The sequence below is a fragment of the Infirmifilum lucidum genome (assembly GCF_014876775.1).
GTDB lineage: Archaea > Thermoproteota > Thermoprotei > Thermofilales > Thermofilaceae > Thermofilum > Thermofilum lucidum.
In genome coordinates, this window is the sequence record NZ_CP062310.1 from 1,532,263 (window position 1) to 1,553,398 (window position 21,136).

The 21,136-nt window shown below is 58.8% G+C and carries 16 protein-coding genes and 2 CRISPR repeat arrays (2 of these 18 running past the window's edge); of the genes, 11 read left to right on the forward strand and 5 right to left on the reverse strand.

From position 1 onward, the window contains the following. Window positions 1-2,419: direct repeats of the CRISPR family, unit length 25 nt; unit sequence GAAGAAGTCAAGAGACAATAGAAAG; it begins 561 nt to the left of the window's first position. A gap of 146 nt (window positions 2,420-2,565) precedes the next feature. From IG193_RS08670 to IG193_RS08710, 9 genes are read left to right on the forward strand one after another with little or no spacing between them, the layout of a single operon-like run. Continuing rightward, window positions 2,566-2,913 carry a hypothetical protein gene (locus tag IG193_RS08670; protein WP_192818778.1) on the forward strand — a complete coding sequence of 116 codons (348 nt, stop codon included), beginning with the start codon at window positions 2,566-2,568 and terminating at the stop codon, window positions 2,911-2,913. Between the two features lie 9 nt (window positions 2,914-2,922). Next, window positions 2,923-3,711, forward strand: a complete 789-nt coding sequence (csx7, locus tag IG193_RS08675) for a type III CRISPR-associated RAMP protein Csx7 (protein WP_192818779.1) — start codon at window positions 2,923-2,925, stop codon at window positions 3,709-3,711. Further along, the gene (gene csx7 / locus IG193_RS08680; RefSeq protein ID WP_192818780.1) at window positions 3,711-4,577 is read left to right on the forward strand and encodes a type III CRISPR-associated RAMP protein Csx7; all 867 of its coding nucleotides are present in this window, start codon (window positions 3,711-3,713) and stop codon (window positions 4,575-4,577) included. Before csx7 (IG193_RS08675) ends, csx7 (IG193_RS08680) begins: the two co-directional genes overlap by 1 nt. Then, complete coding sequence (locus tag IG193_RS08685) at window positions 4,552-5,379, forward strand: RAMP superfamily CRISPR-associated protein (protein WP_192818781.1); 828 nt, start codon at window positions 4,552-4,554, stop codon at window positions 5,377-5,379. The genes csx7 (IG193_RS08680) and IG193_RS08685 overlap by 26 nt, the downstream gene beginning before the upstream one ends. A 3-nt stretch (window positions 5,380-5,382) precedes the next feature. Beyond that, window positions 5,383-5,520, forward strand: a complete 138-nt coding sequence (locus IG193_RS08690; RefSeq protein WP_192818782.1) for a hypothetical protein — start codon at window positions 5,383-5,385, stop codon at window positions 5,518-5,520. Continuing rightward, window positions 5,517-8,057, forward strand: coding sequence for a Cas10/Cmr2 second palm domain-containing protein (locus IG193_RS08695; RefSeq protein ID WP_192818783.1), 2,541 nt, complete (start codon window positions 5,517-5,519; stop codon window positions 8,055-8,057). Before IG193_RS08690 ends, IG193_RS08695 begins: the two co-directional genes overlap by 4 nt. Then, on the forward strand, window positions 8,041-8,661 hold the full coding sequence (locus IG193_RS08700) for an RAMP superfamily CRISPR-associated protein (protein ID WP_218042140.1): 621 nt from the start codon (window positions 8,041-8,043) through the stop codon (window positions 8,659-8,661). The genes IG193_RS08695 and IG193_RS08700 overlap by 17 nt, the downstream gene beginning before the upstream one ends. Then, window positions 8,658-9,650, forward strand: coding sequence for a hypothetical protein (locus IG193_RS08705; RefSeq protein ID WP_192818784.1), 993 nt, complete (start codon window positions 8,658-8,660; stop codon window positions 9,648-9,650). Before IG193_RS08700 ends, IG193_RS08705 begins: the two co-directional genes overlap by 4 nt. Next, window positions 9,640-10,482 carry an RAMP superfamily CRISPR-associated protein gene (locus IG193_RS08710; RefSeq protein WP_192818785.1) on the forward strand — a complete coding sequence of 281 codons (843 nt, stop codon included), beginning with the start codon at window positions 9,640-9,642 and terminating at the stop codon, window positions 10,480-10,482. Before IG193_RS08705 ends, IG193_RS08710 begins: the two co-directional genes overlap by 11 nt. 223 nt (window positions 10,483-10,705) lie before the next feature. Here the strand turns inward: IG193_RS08710 and cas6 are convergent, their stop codons facing one another. Then, complete coding sequence (gene cas6 / locus IG193_RS08715; protein ID WP_192818786.1) at window positions 10,706-11,521, reverse strand: CRISPR system precrRNA processing endoribonuclease RAMP protein Cas6; 816 nt, start codon at window positions 11,519-11,521, stop codon at window positions 10,706-10,708. A 200-nt stretch (window positions 11,522-11,721) separates the two neighbouring features. Between cas6 and IG193_RS08720 the strand changes: the two genes are divergently transcribed. Together IG193_RS08720 and IG193_RS08725 are read left to right on the forward strand one after the other, a co-directional pair. Continuing rightward, entirely contained in the window at window positions 11,722-13,068 is a 1,347-nt protein-coding gene (locus IG193_RS08720; protein ID WP_192818787.1) for a DNA double-strand break repair nuclease NurA, read from the forward strand. Beyond that, complete coding sequence (locus tag IG193_RS08725; RefSeq protein ID WP_192818788.1) at window positions 13,043-14,401, forward strand: ATP-binding protein; 1,359 nt, start codon at window positions 13,043-13,045, stop codon at window positions 14,399-14,401. Before IG193_RS08720 ends, IG193_RS08725 begins: the two co-directional genes overlap by 26 nt. Here IG193_RS08725 and cas4 read toward each other — a convergent pair. From cas4 to cas4a, 4 genes are read right to left on the reverse strand one after another with little or no spacing between them, the layout of a single operon-like run. Beyond that, a complete protein-coding gene (gene cas4 / locus IG193_RS08730) occupies window positions 14,398-14,979 on the reverse strand; it encodes a CRISPR-associated protein Cas4 (protein WP_192818789.1) in 582 nt (193 codons plus the stop codon). The two genes, IG193_RS08725 and cas4, sit on opposite strands and share 4 nt — an antisense overlap. After that, window positions 14,966-15,247 carry a CRISPR-associated endonuclease Cas2 gene (cas2, locus tag IG193_RS08735; protein ID WP_192818790.1) on the reverse strand — a complete coding sequence of 94 codons (282 nt, stop codon included), beginning with the start codon at window positions 15,245-15,247 and terminating at the stop codon, window positions 14,966-14,968. The genes cas4 and cas2 overlap by 14 nt, the downstream gene beginning before the upstream one ends. Further along, window positions 15,247-16,209 (reverse strand): CRISPR-associated endonuclease Cas1, encoded by a 963-nt coding sequence (gene cas1 / locus IG193_RS08740; protein ID WP_192818791.1) that lies wholly within the window; start codon window positions 16,207-16,209, stop codon window positions 15,247-15,249. Before cas1 ends, cas2 begins: the two co-directional genes overlap by 1 nt. Then, window positions 16,190-16,990 carry a type I-A CRISPR-associated protein Cas4/Csa1 gene (gene cas4a, locus IG193_RS08745; RefSeq protein ID WP_218042141.1) on the reverse strand — a complete coding sequence of 267 codons (801 nt, stop codon included), beginning with the start codon at window positions 16,988-16,990 and terminating at the stop codon, window positions 16,190-16,192. Before cas4a ends, cas1 begins: the two co-directional genes overlap by 20 nt. A gap of 351 nt (window positions 16,991-17,341) precedes the next feature. After that, a CRISPR array of direct repeats spans window positions 17,342-21,136; the repeat unit is 25 nt; unit sequence GAAGAAGTCAAGAGACAATAGAAAG (it continues 3,158 nt past the right edge of the window).

A 21,136-nucleotide genomic window follows, 5' to 3' on the forward strand; every position in this document is an offset into this window, starting at 1 on the left:
CGGGGGCCACTACCACGACATACGAAGAAGTCAAGAGACAATAGAAAGTCTGGCCCCCTATGTTGAACACTGCCAGCGTGACCCTCTTAGGAAGAAGTCAAGAGACAATAGAAAGAAGGACGTGATAGACAGGCTCAACATCGTGAGGGTGACGGAAGAAGTCAAGAGACAATAGAAAGTGGTGGGGAAAAGCGGCCAAAGTATTCAAAACGACAAGGGATTTGAAGAAGTCAAGAGACAATAGAAAGATTTTTTGCCCCACCAATTATATTATATCCCTCACTGCCTAGAAGAAGTCAAGAGACAATAGAAAGCGGATGGCCTCGGCCTCCTCCCTGCGGTACGTCGCGAGAAGAAGTCAAGAGACAATAGAAAGTCTTCCACCTTGCCGCGTTTAATATCGTACCCAATGCTGAAGAAGTCAAGAGACAATAGAAAGGTACACCACGCCGGCAAGAGTGAAGGCGAGGGCCAGTGCCAGAAGAAGTCAAGAGACAATAGAAAGTTGCAGGGTCACAGACGTACAGCGCTGCACTGCCGCTGAAGAAGTCAAGAGACAATAGAAAGTTTCCCTCTCGAGTGAGGAGTATGGAGACGTGCTTTTTGCGAAGAAGTCAAGAGACAATAGAAAGCCTCCAATAATACTTCTAAGAACGCCGACATCGTTACTTTCACCGAAGAAGTCAAGAGACAATAGAAAGGGTTGAGCCGGGCACTCTGAACACCAAAACCACGAGGATATGAAGAAGTCAAGAGACAATAGAAAGCGTATCTCCACTGGCAGCAGTGAGAGCAGCAGAACCAAGGAAGAAGTCAAGAGACAATAGAAAGGGGGGCGGCGCTGATGGCCTCGCACCTGACCTGGGCCTCCCGGGAAGAAGTCAAGAGACAATAGAAAGTTGAGCATAGATATTGCGTTGAGCGTGCTTGCAGAGAGGGAAGAAGTCAAGAGACAATAGAAAGATCGAGTCAAAGACCGGCCTGTAGCCGCCGTACACCGCGAAGAAGTCAAGAGACAATAGAAAGTTTTTCCCAGCGAATTCGCACGAAAGGCATATTTTTCTTTGAGAAGAAGTCAAGAGACAATAGAAAGCTCCAGGAGCCTGCTCATCCCCGCAGTCCTGTTGTTCAGAAGAAGTCAAGAGACAATAGAAAGTTCAATGCTGAAGCTCTTGAGCAGCTCTGGCTTCTCAAGAAGAAGAAGTCAAGAGACAATAGAAAGAGAGAGGAACAGTAGCATGATAAACGCGGCTATAAAGGAGTTGGAAGAAGTCAAGAGACAATAGAAAGATGGAGGAGGAGGCTAGGGGTGTGTTCTACGATACTCTTGAAGAAGTCAAGAGACAATAGAAAGTTTTCCGAGCCCTCTCCCCGTGGACTTTTCCAAAAATGATCGAAGAAGTCAAGAGACAATAGAAAGCTAGTCGAGGCCGGGGAGGAGCTAGGGGACAACGTGAAAAGAAGAAGTCAAGAGACAATAGAAAGGCGTACCTCGCGCTACTCAGGCCAGTACTCGGCTTCCTCGAAGAAGTCAAGAGACAATAGAAAGAGGTGGCTCGCCCACTTACTGGTCACCAAGATCATCTACGAGGAAGAAGTCAAGAGACAATAGAAAGCTTCTTTTTGACGTCGACGTAGACGCGGCGGTCCCCTGTGAAGAAGTCAAGAGACAATAGAAAGATGCAAGGTCACCTCTCCTCCACGAGGAGAGGAGAACAAGAAGAAGTCAAGAGACAATAGAAAGACGGCGAACAGCGTGTCGCCCAGGAAGACGTAGTTGCCCAGGGGAAGAAGTCAAGAGACAATAGAAAGACTATGCTGAGACAGAAGAAGAAGCACTAGAACTCATAGAAGAAGTCAAGAGACAATAGAAAGTTTTCGAATAAACGGGGAGGGCCCTCAAGAGAGGAAATCGAGGAAGAAGTCAAGAGACAATAGAAAGTTCTTTCTCTTTCTTTTATCCCCGTGATTTTCCCCCCTCTTTCTTGAAGAAGTCAAGAGACAATAGAAAGGGAAATGGACAACGGTTCAAGTCACCCCTGACTACACGCGAAGAAGTCAAGAGACAATAGAAAGTGTTGGGGTGTCACTAACGATAACTGCTCTATACGCCATACTTGCTGAAGAAGTCAAGAGACAATAGAAAGAGAAGAGCTTGAAAAGATGTTTCCGGAGACAGAGGGATTTGGAAGAAGTCAAGAGACAATAGAAAGGTTTGGGCTTCGCCTTCCACGCGTGTTCCCTAATTTTCAATGAAGAAGTCAAGAGACAATAGAAAGTATATTTAAAAGCGACCTCGTGCACCATCATTGGCTGTCGAAGAAGTCAAGAGACAATAGAAAGTTTGAGAAGCAGAAGGGGGCAACGGGTCGAGTACAGCCTTTCCTCTACTGCGAGTGAGTCAAGGGATAATAGAAAGACGGCGAGGAGCCGCTGCGACGAGTTCGCGGAGGGTGGCGTGGAGCCGGGCGGGGGAGGCGGCGTGATTTTTTTGTTATCAGCGGGCCCCGGAGCCTTATTCCATAATGAAAAAGCATAAATATTAGCATTAATAATGTTTGTACAATGACGGGGCCCGAGGATCTTCTGAATAGGGCTGTCCAAGCCGCTTCTCAGGCTTCTAGGGAGCGCGTCGAGAAGAGCCAGGTCGAGGGGCTTCTCAGCTTCCTGAACGAGAGGAACGACGTCAACGAGCTCCTCTTCTACATAATGAGGCAGTCTGCGAGGGGCTCGATTGGGAGGAACACCGCGAGGCTGCTCGTCGAGCACATACGCGGCATTAAGGGCGATGTGGAGAGCGTGAGGAGGTACCTCGGCTACTTCAAGTGGGCCTACGAGGTTGTCGAGAAGAACAGGATAACGTCTCCCCTGGATAACTTCAACAAGCTCGTGGACGCTTTCCTCAAGAGGTAGGTGTCCCGCTTGCCCAAGCCGGACATATTCGACCTCGACAGGGTCACCACGGTGATAAAGGTCGAGGGAACCCTGGTCAACGAGACGCCGCTGCGCGTGGGCTCCCGCGAGGAGTTCGCGCCGGGCTCTCCGGTGGACAACCCGATCATACGCCGGGCCGACGGCACGGTGTACATACCCGGCTCGAGCCTCAAGGGGGTCTTCAGGAGCTTCGTGGAGGCCTACAGCCAGTCGGCCTGGAGCAGCGGCGTCCACGTCTGCTACCCCGGAGTCCACAAGTGGGTCAGGGAGAAGGCCCCGAAGGGCAGGGAGGCGGAGGGCTGCGACACGGTGTACTGCAGGGAAGACGGGGTCGTGGAGTCGGTGTGCGTACCCTGCTACATATTCGGCTGGCTCGACACGGCGGCGAGGCTCTACGTGCTGGACGCCCCCGCCGAGGGCAGTCCCGCGGTCGGCACGAGAACCATGGTCTCGATAAACAGGTACTTCGGCGGGCAGCAGCCCGGCCAGCTCTACACGCTCGACTTCGTCGAGCCGGGGGCCAGGTTCAAGTTCAGGGCCTTCGTCTACAACCTGAACTTCGTGGAGGGCGAGGCCAACGACGTGAAGGCGAAGGCGTGCCAGGCCCTCAAGGCCCTCTTCCAGGCCCTCTCCAGGGACGGCCTCTTCATCGGGGCCCGCAAGAGCATAGGCCTGGGGCTCGTGCGGCTCGTCGACGCGAGGTTCGACGTCTACAAGATCCAGGGCGGCTCGCTCGTGCTGTCGGCGAGCAGGGGGCTTAGGGAGGTGGTGGGCTGATGCAGTACATCTTCCTGAGGAAGGACGTCGTGAAGAGGAGGGTCACCGTATCGGCGACGCTCGTCGCGGAGAGCCCCCTCAGGGTCGGCAGCGGCCAGGGCGAGACCGACCCAGCCTCCCCCGCCAAGCTCCAGTTGCTCAAGCTCAACGGCGTCCCGGTGATACCGGGTAGCTCATGGAAGGGGTTGTTCAGGTCGACGGGGGAGAGGGTCGCCAGGGGCAGGGGCCTGAGGGTCTGCAGCGGGCTCTCGAAGGAAAACTGCGTGAGGGAGGGTATCAAGGACGAGCTCCAGGAGTACTTGAAGGAGGGCGAGTTCTGGGAGGCGCTGGCGCTTGCGTGGGACAAGCTGTGCCTCAACTGCAAGCTCTTCGGGACGATGAGCGTGAGATCCCAGCTCACCTTCAAGGACTCCGTGCTCAAGGGCGCGAGGACAGGTGTGAGGACTATAGTCGCCATTAGCAGGACTGAGGGTGCTGTCGCGAGGGGCGCCCTGGCGACAGTCGAGTACGTCGAGCCCGGAGCCGAGATACCCCTCGAGGTGCTCGGGACGAATCTGCCGAACTACGCCCTGGGCTACCTGGTGCTCATACTGAGGGAGCTTCACACGGGCGGGACGCAGGTTGGCGGGTTCAAGAGCAGGGGGTTTGGCTTCGTAAGGGTAAAGGACATCGAGATGAGAGTGGAGGGCGGCGTCAGGGAGGAGGGCGGGCGCATCGTTCTCGAGAAGGTAGACGAGGATCCGGCGGACAGGGAGGTGTACGTGGAGAAGGCCCTGTTCTCGAGGCTGGACGCCGAGAAGTTCTTCAAGTACGCGGAGCCCCTCGTGGAGGTGTTCGAGCATGCAGAGATCAAGTATCCACAGTAGGGCCTACGAGCCGGGGCTGATCCACGGCGTCCTGGAGACGAGGATAGAAGTCCTGTCCGACTACCTGCACGTGGGCATGGGGAAGGCCTTCGAGCGCCCGAAGAAGGCCATCGACGAGGCCACGTTCCGCAGAGTCTACAGGGACTGGCTCGCGGGTCGCCCCGTGAACTGGGACGAGTACTTCGAGCCGCACAGGACGCACTTTTTCGCGCGGGTAGGCGGCAGGGTCGCTATCCCGGGCTCTACGGTGAAGGGAGCCGTGAGGGCCAGGCTCGAGCTACTCCTACCGGAAGCTCGCTACGCCGTCTCCCAGCGGTCTGACAGCTACTCCCCGAAGTACGTCGAGATATTCAAGCCGAGGCCGAGGCCCCAGCCGAGCTACAAGCCGCCGCACGTCGACGTCGACCCTGTCTCCGACCTGCTCGGGTGCGCCGGCCTGGCGAGTAGGGTCGTGTTCGGAGACCACTACCTCCGCGGCGAGGGAAAGCTGGAGACAGTGCCCGTCGGCGGCGAGTGGTTCGAGGTGGCTAAGAGGGGCGACGTATTCGAGGGCCGCGTCGTGCTACGGGGGGTCGAGGGCTACGAGCTCGGTATGCTGCTCTACGGGATGGGCGCCAGGCTCGTGGACGGCAGGCTGAGCTTCAAGACTATGCTGCTCGGGAGGCTCAAGTTCCAGGACAGGAGGTTCGGGCGAGTGAGGTTCGACGCCAAGCCGGGCGCCGGGGTGGGCGTGAGCCTCGAGGACGCGTTGCGCTCGTTCCTCGCGCGCTTCAAGCCAAGTGACGTAGACGAGGAGTGGTGACCTATGAACAAGAGGTACAAGGTATGCCGCGACTTGAGCCTCCGGGAGGAGTGCAGGGAGCCCCTCTTCGAGGTCGAGCTGGACGGCAGGGGCGGTAGCCTTGAGGACAAGAGGATCGACTACAGGGTGATGGGCCCATGAGTCGCGGGATAGTGAGGGGCATATACCTGCCCACCAGGAGGGAAGTCGTGTTCGTCAACGAGGCTGGGAACGTGGAGGCCGTGGAGGCCTTCGTGAAGCTCGTCGCAGGCCTGCTGAAGATGCTCGACTTGGTTAAGAAAGACTTTGGGCTGGGGGACGAGGAGGCTCTCTCGCTCCTCGCCGACGTCCTGAGCCTACTCTACAGGGCCCCGCTGTTGCTCCCGCCAGTGCCCTACCAGCCGAAGGAAGCCGGCAAAACGGGCTACGTGTTCAACAACTTCGACTACTTCGTGGTCTACGCCGTTGCCCGCCACCTCGTGAAGGGATGCCTTGACGTCGGGGAGGCGTGCCGGGCGGGCTTTGTCTTCGACGTCCTCAGAGTCCTGGACGGCGAGGTGGGGGGCAAGGAGCTCTCGCACGCCCTGGAGCTCTCCCGCAATATTCTCAACTTCCTGAGGAGCGCGGAGAACTACGAGAAGGTCGTGAAGCTCTACGAGGCGTTACTCTTCACTCCCGCGGACACGAGGCCCGGCTACAACTACACCTCGCTGGCCTCACACCTGACGCTGACGTCCCTAGTCCTGGCGCTCAAGAACCTGCACTCAAAAGACCTCCCGCTCATGCGCCTAGTGGCCCTCTTCCACGACATAGGGAAGCTCACGAACCCCGTCGACCACGTGAACGAGGGCGCCAGGATTGTAGACAGGATCATGGACGAGATCATGAAGGATAAGACCGGGGCCGCCCTGGGGGCCGAGAGCTGGGTGGTAGAAGCCCTGTTACAGCTCCGAAAGCAAGTGTACGAGCACCACCGTTACGAGAGCCTGATACACGAGGCCGACGTGATAGCCTCCGCGAGCGACAGGATGAGGAAGGCTGTCAGCGAGCTCCTCGAGGAGACTGACACCGGCAGGAAGGTCAAGGAGTGCTACGAGCTCCCCGGGAGAAGAGGCTTCGAGTGCTTCATGGAGAGGCTCAGCGAAGACGAGTACAAGGCGCTGTCCTCCTGGCTCTACGAGCGCCTCCTGGCAGGCGCCAAGGACACCCATGAGCCCGTGAGCGTGCACGCCTACGTCTACTACGTGGACTTCCCGGGCATCCAGAGCTTCATAAGGAACTTCCCGAAGCTGAGGGACATGTCCGCGGCTAGCTTCCTCGTGGACTTCTCGGTGTCCACGCTCCCGTTCATTCTGATAGACCAGATGCTCTGCAGGAAGAGCGGGGCCAGGCTGCCAGTGGAGGCGTTGCTGGCCGGCTACGGGGGCCACGCGTTCATAGTCGCACCAAGCCTGCTGGGTCCCGAGGACGTCAAGAGGGAGGTCGGGTGCATCTCGGGCCTCGAGGTCAGGCTCGACGTGTCGCACGCCCCCTTCCTCGTCCAGACCGGGGACGGCTTCGTGATCCCGCGCTACAAGCACGTCTGGGAGCGGATCTCCAGAGACCGCCTCAAGCGCTACTACGTGGAGGAGTTCGAGGAGCGCGTGTACTCCTACGGGAAGCACAGGCCCTGCGACAGGTGCGGCAGGAGGCCAGCCCTCCCCGACCCCACCGAGGAGGGCGAGTACCTCTGCGAGCTGTGCGGGAGGGTGCACGAGGTGTCCAAGGTCAGGGGCCTGGTGGCCAGAGCCATGCAGGGGTACTTCGTGGGGGGCCAGGCCGTGGACGTCCTCGAGGGGATGAGCCTGGACGACTTCCTCAAGAGGGCGATGCAGTACATTGCCGGCATGGACGGCGAAGAGGAGGAGAAGAAGTACCTCGCAGTCTTCACGTTTGACGGGAACAACGCAGGGGCGATCTTCGGATCCTCGCTAACGTTCTCGGAGTACCTCGACAAGAGCTACCTGGCGGACTACGCGGTCAAGAAGGCTTACCGCGGGGCACTGGAGTCCCTGCTGAAGCAGAACCCCAGGTACGTCAGGTACGTGAAGTCCGTGCTGGCGGGGACGGTGTACTTGGGCGGCGACGAGGGCCTGCTCCTCCTCCCCTCCGCGGCAGCTATCGACTTCGCCGCGGAGTTCCTGTCGGGAGCCAGCAGGACGTGCGGCTTCACTTACAAGTCCGGGATGGTCGTCGTTGACCCGACGCACCCCGTGCAGTTCGCCGTCGAGGCGGCGCGCGTGCTGGAGGAGAAGGCGAAGGCGGGCGGCAACACCGTGGGAGTCGTAGTCTCGAGCAACCTCGTCGACGCGAGATCCCTGGAGAGCCTCCTGGGCGAGCTCGCCGGCTACATACGCGTGAAGAACTCCCTCGACAGCCACGTCGACTTCGTGCGGAAGGCTGTGGGCGAGGGGGACGCGGCCTCGAGGATGCTGAGGGCGCTCGAGAAGGCCCTGAGGCTCGAGCCCAGAGACCAGCTCGAGTTCGTGCTCTACCTGATGAGGGAGTACGCGAACTCCCAGGACGAGCGGGTCAAGGATCTGCTGCACCGAATAGTGAGCGAGGCCACCCCGGTCGGGGAGAGGGGGGAGCGCGTGATCCCCGTGTACGACTACTACTTCATGCTCAAGACCTACAGGGTGGGTGGTAGGATTGGTTAGGATCGAGGTGGAGCTCAAGCCGCTGTCGTCGCTCACGGTCGGCGGCTCGTCGCCGAGCTCGTCGGCCGACATCCCGTTCAACAGGCTACTCGTGCCCCCGTCCACGATCAAGGGCTCGATGAGGACTGCAGTGACGGCGCTCCTGCCGGATTGCTACACGGCGTGCGGGGAAGTCGAGCCGAGACTCATAAGGCTGAGGCACGGGAAGATGGGAGGCCCCTGCGACGTCTGCAAACTCTTCGGCTATCCCGACAGCCCGGGCCGCGTCTACGTCACTGTCGAGTCGCAGCCAGGGGAGTTCCACCTGCTGTCTAGGGTCTCGATAGACGACGAGAGGTGGGTGGCGGAGGAGAAGAAGCTCTTCTCCCAGCAGGTCATCAAGCCGGGGGAGACTATAGTGGTGTCAGTGGCCATGGACACGCGGGGCCTCGGGCAGGATGAGGAGGAGAGGCTCGTCAGGCTACTCCTCTACTCGCTCCACGCCCTCAGGCTGTGGCGCCTGGGGAGGGGCGCCATGGTGGATCTGAGGGTCAGGAGCCACGACCTGCCCGAGGACAAGTACGGGGATCTACTCGAGCCGCTCAAGAGGTGGTTGTGGGAATGAGGCTGGTGGTCTTCTCCGGGGGGTGGCTGAACTACTCGTCGAGGAGGGTCATGAACTACTACCTCGTCGACAGGGACTTCATCCCGGCGACGACTCTGCGCGGCGCGATCTTGGCGGAGATGTACTCGCAGAAGGGCTCCGTGGACGAGGACTTCTACACTAGCCCGGCTTTCCCAGTGCTCGAAGTCGGGGCGGAGCCTGGGAGGGGCGGGGCCTCCAGGAGGCTCGCGCCCACAGCCCCGCCCCACGCCCTCGTCATGCTGAAGGGCAGGAAGGGCAGGGAGGCCTACGAGCTCGAGGGGTGCATCGGGGACGCTTCCTCGTATGGGCCGCTCCTCGAGGCCCTAAAGGCCGTGCACGAGAAGCTTAAGGAAAAGCTCGAGTCGGAGCCGAAGCCGGCGCTGGGCGGGCTCGTCGCCCCCCTCGGGAAGAGCGAGGATCTCGCGAGCTACGCCCGCGTGTCCCCGGAGGCCACGGTGGAGATGCACGTGGCGATATCCAAGAGGACGGGGTCGTCGATGAAGGGCATGCTCTACGCCTACGAGTACAAGAGGGCGCCCAAGTACTGGGCCCTCGTCGCCGAGACCGAGGCCGCCGACTACCTGAAGCCTGGAGTGGCCCTCAGGGTCGGGAGGGGGAGGAGCAGGGCGCCTGGAGCCCTCAGGGTCGAGAAGGTGGTGGGCGTCAAGGCCGAGGAGCTCGCGGGCCCGGGCGTCGGCTACTGCATCACGCCGTGCGTCCCGAGGCTTTTCGGCCGCGAGGTGTTCCAGGCTGGGGGCGCGCTGGGGTACTACGACATATACAACGCGTGGTTCACCGTGGACGGCGGCAGCGGGTTCAAGCCGGCGTTCCGCGTCCTCGCGGAGGGCGCGCTCGTGGAGGTCAGGGAGAGGGCTAGCGTGGACTTGAGGCCCGCGGGCCTCAACCTGATCCTGTCAATCGGAGACCTGTACGGGCTTCTGGGCGAGGTGGCGAGGCATGTGGGTTAGGCTGTACAAGTTCACGTTCAGGGCAGAGCCGCTCAGGGTCGGCGCCGGCGTGGACGGCAGCAGGCTGCTACAGCTGGCCTACAGCTACGGGGACGGGAAACCCACGCCCGTCGTCCCGTTCTCGACGTGGAAGGGCGTCTTCAGGAGGGTCTCGGAGTGGGTCATGTACTCGGACGCTAGCCTGGGGAGGGTTCTGGAGGAGCACGGGTGCAACCACGACCTCAGGAAGTGCGGGCTCGACGGGGAGCCCTGCACGGACAAGCTCCGGGATCTCTACAGGAAGTACAGCGAGTGCGTCGACGCCTGGAGCAGGGGCGGGCGCGAGGAGGATGCCTGCCTGGAGGTCGAGCCAGAGGTGCTCCACAACGTGAACATCGCCTCGAAGGTGGACGAGCGGGACTTCTGCCTGACGGCGCGCGGCGTCGAGTCGGCCCTCCAGTGCCCCGTGTGCAGGCTGTACGGGAGCCCCTACTTCGCCTCGGCAGTCACGTTCAGCGACTCCCTTCTGCGAGGGCTGCTCAGGGCGGTGACGCACGTGGCGATAGACAGGAAGACCAGGATCCAGCGCGAGGACATGCTCTACATTGAGGAGCTCGCCGAGCCCGAGGAGCCCCGCGAAGTACAGGTCTACGCCGTGCTACGGGAAGCCTTCCCGGATCCCAAGCCCCTCGAGGTGTGGACGCAGACGCTGAGAGTCCTCGCCGAGGTCGGCGTCTTCGTGGGCGGCGGCAAGTCGAGGGGCCACGGCTACGTCCAGCTAGACCCCGAGAAGAGCCTCGAGGCCAGGCTGAGGCCCGGGGAGGGGCCGGCCTGGAGGAAGCTCTCCCTGTAGCCAAAAATTTCTCTCTCCCGTTACAAACCAGGGAGGCTTTCCTTTCCATCGTCTCTTGACTTCTGGCGCAGTGCGGGGTCTGACAGCGGTCTAGACGATGCTGGGCTTTCTATTATCGTTCACAACGACAGTAAAACTTAATTTATAAGGCAGGCTGTTCCCAGGGAAGCCTCCCGGGGGAAAGGATAAGTACCCCGGATCCCCCCACTCTAGAGAATAAAGTTTAGGCCTGGCCCTCCAGCCAGCGCACTCTTACCCTGCCGAAGCCGAGGGCCCTCGACTGCCCCACCCCCGTGGTCTCCGCGAGGCTGAGGGCCGCGGCTATGAGCGGGGCGTCTCTGGAGCCGTGTATCGCGTAGACCGCCGTGCCCACGAAGGCCGGAACCACCCTGCCCTCGCCTATGTCGACTAGCACGGGCCTGTAGCGGGGCGCCCCCACGGCCTCCACGGTCTTCGCGACCGTGTCGCTGGCGGCTCTCGTGTCGACCCCGGTGATCCTCGAGTATGTCCTGAGGGCGCTCAGCACCACCCTGGCGGGGGACGGGTAGAGGACGTCTCTGCCGTAGAACATGAGGATCGCTGGGGACAGGAACTCGACCTCCGCGGCGACCCCCTCTCTGGGCACCTCCCGGGGCCGGGGCGGCTCGGACTGCCTCACGGACACGTCGACTACCCGGAACTCCCCGCTGGGCAGCGAGACCGACATGTCCCTGGCTATCGAGAAGATGTAGTCGGAGGCGAGTTTCTCCGAGTAGAAGTGCGCCGTGACCGTGAGAGGAGTCCCAGCCCTCACCTCGTACACCCTGGGCGCCCCCCGCCTGGACAGGAGGCCCGTGAGCAGGTAGCCGCCGGCCCCGTCGACGGCGAGGGGCTCCACGGAGAACTCCTTCTCGGCCTTCTTCGGGAAGTCGACCCCGCTCCTGTGGAGGAACTCGTAGACGACCTTGAGGGAGAAGCTCCCGCTCCACGTCACTATTGGCGTGTCCTGCATGGCCACGAGCCTCACGGAGACGCTGTAGAGCCTCGGCCTCCCCGCCATCCAGACCAATACACCTTGCGCGCCCGCCTATAAATCGCTTAGCCCGCAACCGGGGCTGAAAAACTTGCACGATATCCCCTGGCCCCGGAGTAAGGAGTACAGGAGGTTGCGGGGCACTGTTGCAAATTCACTTTCACCGTTTTCTTCGACAGGGTTAATAGTTCAATCCCTGAAACCGGTTTCAGGAGGTGAAAACTACCGTGCCCGCGGCCCCAGTAGCGTACGCCTTCAGGCTAGAGGCGGCGTTCAAGGCCTGCCTCGAGGCTTCCGTCGACAAGGGCTATTTCACGCCCTCAGAGCTGGCGGCCAGGATGGGAGTCAGCGAGAGGATGGCTCGCTACTACCTGATAGATCTCATATCCCTGGGAGCCGTCGAGTACGCTGGCGGCGGGAGGTACAGGATAGCGGAGAACGCCTCTAAGGCCCTCCTGAGGGCGGAGGTCTTCGGCTCGGAGTTCCTGCTCGAGGAGGCCGTGGCCGAGGCCCTCGCAGGGAGCCCGGAGGCTGCCGAGGCCATGCTGGAGAGGGTTTACAGGCTCAGGAAGAGGATCGAGGCCCTCGGGGACAGAGGGACCCTGCGGAGGGCCCTGGAGGGGCTCGCAGGCGTTGTGCTCGAGAGCGAGAAGGCGATCTACTCTGCGAGGGACGTCGAGCCTCTAAGACCCCTGCACATCGCCGGCGCGTCATACGAGTCCCTGCTACGCAGCTACGTGGTGGCCGGCGGGGTCGTCTTGGCGGCTGCCTACCTGGGCTCCTGCGTCGCCTCGCTGAAGCTCGACGAGGAGGGGCAAGTCGAGAGCGTGAGGTACGTCAGGAGGCCGGATCTGAAGAGCTTCAGGGGCTCCCAGCCCTTCGACGAGGGGGTGCTCGAGCTCGCGCTCGAGAGGCCCGAGCTTCTGGCCGCCGGGAGGAAGCTCGCGGCCAGGTTCATAGTCTCGAGGATGACGTTCGAGGCCCTGGCAGACGTCGTCAGGTCGGACGGCGTGGAGCTCGCGCTCGTTGGAGGCAGCCTCCTGCCGCACGGCTTCCTGGTCTGGGCCAGCAGGGAGCTCCAAACGCTTAGGGAAAGCATGGAGAACTCTTTCCTGGAACTGCTAGAGGCGGCGGAGGCGAGGGGCGTCACGCTCGTCGGCGTTGTCCCCGCGAGCAGGGACAGCAGGTTTTTCGCGGCGGTGAGCGAGAGGCTCGGCGCCGGGCTATCGGGGGTCAGCGACCTGGCCTTCCTCAGCTACGTGCTCGACCCCTGGGAGTACACAGCCCCCATGAGAGTCGAGAAAGAGAGGGGTAGAGAAGTTAGAAACTGGTACGAGTTCTACTGGAAGGTCGGGAGCAGGCTCCTCAAGATAGAGTACGTGACGTGGGGAGACCCCCTCCTCGTACAGGAGAACATAGTCCGGGCGCTGAAGGGCAACTTCTACGCCAGCGGCGAGCCCGTCGGCGTGAGGGAGGCCAGGGCCGAGGCGTCGAAGCTCGTGAGGCTCCTAGAGGCGATGTTCAGGGGGGCCCTGGAGGTGGTGATCCGTGGAGAAGGTCGGGGTAGTCATTAGCAGGACGCCCCCGACAGAGCTGGCCTTCGAGTTCGAAGTACTGGAGCCCGGGGCCATCGCCACGGGGGACTTCGTCGAAGTCCCCGTAGAACGCGGGGCGCTGCTGGCCAGAGTCGCGGGGATGCAGGCGGTGAACGCCGCGTTCAGCGAACTGGGGGTCGTGACAGAGGCGAGCGAGTACGGCCTCAGGCTACCCAGCGCCGCCCTGCTCTCCTCCGAAGTGCACGTGGCAAGGGCGAGGGCCCTCGAGGTCATAACGGAAGACGGGGAGCTGGCACCGCCCCTGCACCCCCCGAGCCCCGGCACGCCGGTCTACAAGGCCTCAAGAGAGTCTATAAGCAGGCTCCTGGGCTTCAGGGAGGGGGGCGTCTGGCTGGGCGAGGTCTGGCACTCCGGCGTGGACGCCCTCCTGGATCCCGAGAGCCTCGTGTGCCACCACGTCGCAGTCGTCGGGGCGACAGGGTCGGGCAAGTCCCACACGCTCGGCGTCCTGTCTGAAGAACTGCTAGAGCACGGATACCCGGTCGTGGTGGTCGATGTCCACGGGGAGTACGGCTTCCTCGCGGAGGAGGGCTACAGGGCGAGAGCCCTGAAGCTCACGGGAGTATCTCTCAAGCCCGGCTTGCTGAGCCCGGACGCCGTGGCCGAGGCTACCGAGATGACTGAGGTTCAGCGGGATCTGCTACACCTCGCCTACGACGGGCTTGAAGGAGTAGAGCTCGGGGACGTTATCGAGAGCGTCGAGAGAGTGGCCCGGGAGTACGGCTTCCGCAGGGAGACGGTGGTGGGAGTCATAAGGAGGCTCAAGACGCTCAAGTCCATGGGCGTCTTCGCGGGCAGCGAGGGCGGTGTACCGCCAGAGGAGCTCGTGGAGGAGGGTAGCGCCACGGTACTCGAGGTAGGGCTGGGCCTTCCGGAGAGGGCGGTGAACGCCCTCGTGGGTACCGTAGTGTGGCTCCTCTTCGAGGCGAGGAGAAGCGGCGCCGTGCCTGGATTTGCCCTCGTAGTGGACGAGGCGCAGAGGTTCCTGCCGCAGGAGGAGGACACCTTCTCGAGGAGGGCTCTTAGAGTCTTGGCAAGGGAGGGCAGGAAGTTCAGAACCGGGATCATGGTGGCGAGCCAGCGCGTCGTGGGCCTGGACAAGGACGTCCTGAGCCAGAGCGGGACGAAGGTCGTCCTTAGGATGGACAGCGTCACGGACTTGTCGATGCTCAAGCTCCTCCTCGGCCAGAGCGCCAGGCTCGTCCCCCACCTCCCCCGGGGGGTAGCGATCGTCGCCGGAGTCACGGTGAGGTACCCGGTGATGGTCAAGGTGAGGGGCAGGAAGTCCTAGGGCATCAGCTGCCTGCACAAGCGCCTGTAGTAGCAGTAGCCGCACTTCCAGCTCTGGACGCGCGGGGGTGGCTCCGGGGACGCCAGGCTCCGCCTCATGCTGCTCGCGAGGGACACGACATAGCTCCTGAGCGCCGGAGTCACCCTGACCTCGACGCGCCCCTCCGAGCCGAGGACTATAACTGCGTCGGCCGTCGCCTTGAGCGTCTCCTCCGCTAGCAGCGCGTAGGCCACGGCCTGCACCAGCACGTGCCTCGCCCTCCCGAAGAGGGATCTCCTCGTAACCCTAGTTAGCGCCTTCGCCTCAACCACCCTCACTAGCCCCCCTCTCTTCAGTACTGCATCCGCGAAGCCGTGGAGGCCTAGCGCCCTGCTCTTCACGTAGACGCTCCTGTACGCCTCCCAGCCGTCCGGAACCTCGAAGTCCGGAGCACCCAGCTCCGATGCTACGAGCATGGACGGCGTGGCGTACTCCCCGCCCACCCTGAACTGGAAGTACGCGTACCTGGGGCAGTAGGCGTACTCCTTGAGCAGCACGACGGGCAGCAAGTCAAGCTCCTCCAGGCTATACAACGACACGGGCCACACCCGCGAGCGGGGCCATGGGCCTCCCCGCGACTAGCGCCCGCTCAAAGCTCTCGTCGGGGACGACGAAGATTATAACGCTGTCGCCCTCGCCCCTCACGTAGCGCTGGATGAACCTGTACACGTCCTTCGCGTGCCCGTAGCCGCCCCTCCCCACGAAGGCGCTGCGCTGAACTCTCGTCAGGCCGAGCCCCAGGAGGCGGGACGCGAGCCTCTGCCTGTCGCCGTTGTCGCTTATGTCGTAGACAACTACGAGCCTCATCAGAACCTCGCCCTGAAGCCGACGTACTCCTGGAGCTCGCCCCTGAGGTACCTGGCGAGCTCCGAGGCCTTCCTCACAATGACGTCGTCGACTGTGGCCTTGCCGTTGAGGTACGGCACCTCCTTCTCCAGGGCCCTCATGACTACCTGCGCGACCCTCCTCCTGGACTCCCTATCCATCACCCCGTTCGAGACGGAGACGTCGGGCCTAGCGAACACGAGGGCCTTGTCCACCACAGGCCTGAACTGCTCTATGAAGTCGTAAACGAGCGTCCTTTGGCCGCTCTTCATCGAGTGCATGAAGCCAGCGTAGGGGTCGAGCCCCACTAGCAGCAGCGCCCTCTCGCACCTCGCGTAGAGCACCCCGTAGCCGTAGTTCAACGCCATGTTGAACGGATCCAGGCCCTGGGGGTCTCTCCCCGTGAAGCCGTAGCCGCTGTCCTCGAGGAGCTTCGCTACAGCCCCCCAGTAGATCCTGGCCGCGTGGGCTTCGAGCTCCCTCAGCTCCAGCGGGTCAGGCCTGGCGCGCCTTATGTCGTCCGCTACCCTCTCCACGTTCTCTGCCTCCAACGCGTAGTAGTCGTCGCGCCTGGATCTGGCCGCGTACCTCAGCACGCTCGCCTGGTTCCTGACTTTCGCCTCCAGGATGCTCTTGGCAGCCCTGAGCCCCCTGCCGTCGAGTATAGCCTGGTACTGCGCGACCCTGGTAGCAGCGGTCTTGTTGATTATAGGCGGGTAGACCCTGGCCACAGGCATCCCGTGGGGGCCGAGGACGGTCAAGTCGATGCCCCTAGCAGCGAGCGCCTGCAGAGCTGCAGTAGTAATGCTAGCGGCCCTAGTCGCGACGACTACGGAGTCGTAGGTCGCGGAGCCCAGCTCCACTACGTCCCCGTCATGCGTCCTCAGCACGACCCTGCCCTTCTCGACCTTTATCCTGCAAGGCTTAGACACGAAGAGCAGCATGGCACACCCCCCTCCAGGGGCACCAATCGGGACAGGACTCGGCCACGCCAGGATCCTCCCCCGACTCAACTATCCTGGCCACGGCGTCCCTGGCCTCCAGGAACCGCGACCTGACCCGGTCGTCCAGGATCACCGCGCGCCACAGGAGCCTGCCGCCCGCGTACTGCACGACGACCCCGTAGTTGACCGGGTTGTTCGACGCCGCCTCCACCGCCATCGCGTAGGCGGCGACAGCGAGCTCCTTCCTTTCGAGGCCGTTGCCGTAGACGAAGTCCACCGGAACCCCCGCGACGAGCAGGTCAGGCCTGACGACGTCCGAGAGGCCCACGGGGCCGCCCGGCACCTCCGGCTCGACTGCCACGGGCAGCCTGGCCCCGCCCACGCCCCACGCCATGGCTAGGGCCGAGCTCGCGTCGAAGACCCTCGAGGCGGCACTCCTCAGCTCCCGGGGAGCCCCCCGCAGGAGCCTGGCCTTCGCCCCCGCGAGCCTCTCCAGGCTCGGGCCAGCCCTGAGGACGACCCTGAAGGGCTCCAGGAAGGCCTCGTGGAAGACCCTCCCGGCGAGTAGCACGCCGTCACTCGCGGGCTTCAAGCCTCTCACCCTCCTCAGGTAGACGTCGCGCTTCGACGGGCAGGGGGACGAGACTTCGCTTACTGTGGGCATGAAGCCACGCCTGGGGCCGACGAGCTCGAGCCTCCACCCCCTGAGCTCGACTACTAGATCCCCGGCTACAACGCCTCTAACTCTCTCTAGCACAGGTGCTGGAAACATATTACTCATTTGAAATCTATTTCAAGAAATACAAATAAATATTTCTCCAAGGAAGAACCCAGGGGACAAAGAGCAATATTTCAGAGAGGAATTTATGAAACCCCACCGAGAATTGATAAACACTATTTTCCACAGTGAAAATCCTCCGACTATTTATCCCTTTCTCTGGGAGTGTTCCCGTGGAACAATCCAGTGCTACTTTATAAATCAATTTTCATTAAAGTTGTGAACACTTAAAATAGAGGGAGGGTTTGGTTTCACAACCACAGGAAGAAATTTGCTTATCAAGCCGTGTGCACAGAGGAAGAGAGTAGAGACCACAAGAGAACCTTTAAATAACCCCACACCCACTACTCAACAGAAGAAGTCAAGAGACAATAGAAAGTAATTCGTAGCCGCGAATTATTAAATAACATCCACGAGAAAGGAAGAAGTCAAGAGACAATAGAAAGAGTGACGGTCACTGTAATAACGCGTCCGTCCACACTGATCCCACGAAGAAGTCAAGAGACAATAGAAAGCCTTCTCACTTTGTTGAGATCAACGAGTATGCGTTCAAAATTATGAAGAAGTCAAGAGACAATAGAAAGAAAGCGGGGCTCGGGGGGAGGGACTACGCCCTCCCTGTGAGCGAAGAAGTCAAGAGACAATAGAAAGTCCTCTAATTTCTCCGCGTCCACCATCGCGCGCTCGAAGAAGAAGTCAAGAGACAATAGAAAGTCTATGACGCGTGGCAGCACTGTCCTATACGGTATCTCCAGTGGAAGAAGTCAAGAGACAATAGAAAGTAAAACCTGTAGAGTTTCCAATGTAGCCCGAAGAGGGCCCCGAGAAGAAGTCAAGAGACAATAGAAAGCAGTATTCGTAGGTAGCAGTGGTGTTTCCCCGTGTTTCCCCGGAAGAAGTCAAGAGACAATAGAAAGTTGCTCTACTATTACCTCACCTCCATCGACGCCAGAGAGGGAGAAGAAGTCAAGAGACAATAGAAAGAGTTGGCAGCAATGAAAGTAGCAGAACTAAGAAGTCCCTGTCGTTCTCGGGAAGAAGTCAAGAGACAATAGAAAGTAACATGAAGGCAAGGATGACAGTATTTCGGAGTGACGTTTATGAAGAAGTCAAGAGACAATAGAAAGGCCGAAGACTTCCGTCACCCACGTGTAGCGGTTGCGCCTGGAAGAAGTCAAGAGACAATAGAAAGCCCAGGTAGTACTCAATGATCGCCTTGTTAAACTCATCTGCCCACTTTATCGAAGAAGTCAAGAGACAATAGAAAGGATGAGCTTGTCACGCCAGTAAGGCATCACGTCTAAGCTCTTTGAAGAAGTCAAGAGACAATAGAAAGACAAAATGACTGTAACTACTCCCCTTTTCATCATGGTGGAAGAAGTCAAGAGACAATAGAAAGTGCTTTTCCTTTCCGTAGCTCCAGGGCTACTTCCTCAAGAAGAAGTCAAGAGACAATAGAAAGTTATCTGTGACGTTATGTACCGGTGTCCCCGTAACCCGTGAAGAAGTCAAGAGACAATAGAAAGTCCCATGTCCTGAAGGTAAAGAACAGGCCGATCCCATACCTGGAAGAAGTCAAGAGACAATAGAAAGCTGGAGCTCTCCCAGCGCCCCTTCGACTACATCGAGGCCATAGAAAGAAGAAGTCAAGAGACAATAGAAAGCCTAAAGGACAGCGAAGTCCTGCACCGGGGGCATTTAAGAAGAAGTCAAGAGACAATAGAAAGCAAGAGTAGTTCAAGGTCTTCCTTGGAGATTATCCCCCGAAGAAGTCAAGAGACAATAGAAAGAGGATGTGGCGAGGCGCCTGGCCTCGATACTAGAAGAGCTGAAGAAGTCAAGAGACAATAGAAAGAATAATCGCTTTATTGAAGCTGTCTGCCCACTTGATCAGAAGAAGTCAAGAGACAATAGAAAGTGCCCTCAACTCCTCCGGCCGTATCTCCTCCACTCTATACCGAAGAAGTCAAGAGACAATAGAAAGATGTTTTCAAGGTCTCATGGACAAGCGGGGGTACGGGGTATTCGAAGAAGTCAAGAGACAATAGAAAGGAGGCCAACCTTACGCCACGTCTTATCGCCAATGACAAGGTAGAAGAAGTCAAGAGACAATAGAAAGGCCGAGGTTAGAAAGATGCTTGAGAGAGCATTTCTGGAGGGAAGAAGTCAAGAGACAATAGAAAGTGTAATATCCCCAGACCAAATGATGGCGATAATTACAGATGGTGAAGAAGTCAAGAGACAATAGAAAGTTGCACCTTGGACACCTCGTGTCTTTCTTCCTCCCAGTATGAAGAAGTCAAGAGACAATAGAAAGGTACACTCCCCGTACACCACTCTGTACACTTCCCTGTACACTTGAAGAAGTCAAGAGACAATAGAAAGCATTCCCCACTCTCCGCAACGCCTCAAAGACCTCACTACCGAAGAAGTCAAGAGACAATAGAAAGCGCGAGTGCTCGCTCCCATGCGCCAGAGTCGATTGCTTCTAGAAGAAGTCAAGAGACAATAGAAAGTGGGTTCTCGCGCTCGCGGTAGCGGCCCCCCTGGCGGTCTCCCGAAGAAGTCAAGAGACAATAGAAAGATCTTCTCTGCATTGTACATCGCCCGCTCGAAGAGGGAAGAAGTCAAGAGACAATAGAAAGGAGAGGTACGGGTTTAGGATAAAGAAGTTCTTCGTAGAGAAGAAGTCAAGAGACAATAGAAAGCATAGCTCCCTTGATTATCCTGACGTCTTGTAAGAAAACCTGGAAGAAGTCAAGAGACAATAGAAAGTGACAAGACAGACGCCCGCTTGATCCTAGATTTAAGCACGAAGAAGAAGTCAAGAGACAATAGAAAGATTGAGGGAGTGCGTAACACTATTATCCAGGTAGTTAACGCGAAGAAGTCAAGAGACAATAGAAAGTGTGGGAGAAACTGAGAGGCCTCGCAGAATGGATGTTCTCGAAGAAGTCAAGAGACAATAGAAAGTAAGCCACTGGTAGAGTCGGTTAAAGAAAATGTAGCTGGCCGAAGAAGTCAAGAGACAATAGAAAGCAGAAATTGGTCTCAGCTAGTAAAGCTGTATAGGTAGAGAAGAAGTCAAGAGACAATAGAAAGAGGGAAGCCGTGAAAACGCTCGGGCCGTGCTGGAACTTTATGAAGAAGTCAAGAGACAATAGAAAGTTTTACCCGGGGCGTTTTGAAAACAGGGCTAGGGCCCACGTATTTTGAAGAAGTCAAGAGACAATAGAAAGTGTAAGCGAAGGGCAGAGCCAGCCGGGGTGCTCGTAGTATGAAGAAGTCAAGAGACAATAGAAAGCTAGTCACCTTGCGAGATGGTTACACTAGCCCGAATGCTGAAGAAGTCAAGAGACAATAGAAAGGTTCTGTCATTTTGCTTTCACCAACATAATAATATCCCTGAAGAAGTCAAGAGACAATAGAAAGAAGTACACCTCTGTACTGTCAACCCCCCTCTTTACCCTGAAGAAGTCAAGAGACAATAGAAAGGAGTGGGTGAAGACGAGTGATCGCCGTACCTCCAGTGGCTTGAAGAAGAAGAAGTCAAGAGACAATAGAAAGCTCTATGCCGACGGAGTAAGTCCACGCAGCCCTCTGTAGAAGAAGTCAAGAGACAATAGAAAGTCGTGTCAAATGATTTTGTATATGTTTACATGCGTTGAGGATGAAGAAGTCAAGAGACAATAGAAAGTTGGATGTCAACAGCATGTATCCATACGTGATGGCGAATTAGAAGAAGTCAAGAGACAATAGAAAGTGCGGTGCGTACGACGTCCCAGGCCTCCTCCGGGTGATAGAGAAGAAGTCAAGAGACAATAGAAAGGTTGCTCCCCCACCTCTATGGTTATAGCCTTCTTCCCCTTCTGAAGAAGTCAAGAGACAATAGAAAGCGAGAGTTACTACAGGCGGAGGTTCGGCGTCTCTGGCAAAGAAGTCAAGAGACAATAGAAAGCTGCTGCCAGGAGGTCTATGGTGGAGAGGAGGTCTTGGAGGAGGAAGAAGTCAAGAGACAATAGAAAGGACGCGCTTGACCAGCTCTACGGCGGCTTTGGCTCGAGGAAGAAGTCAAGAGACAATAGAAAGCTATACCCCAAACCCTGCTCCCTGAGTATGTCCAAGATTTCGAAGAAGTCAAGAGACAAT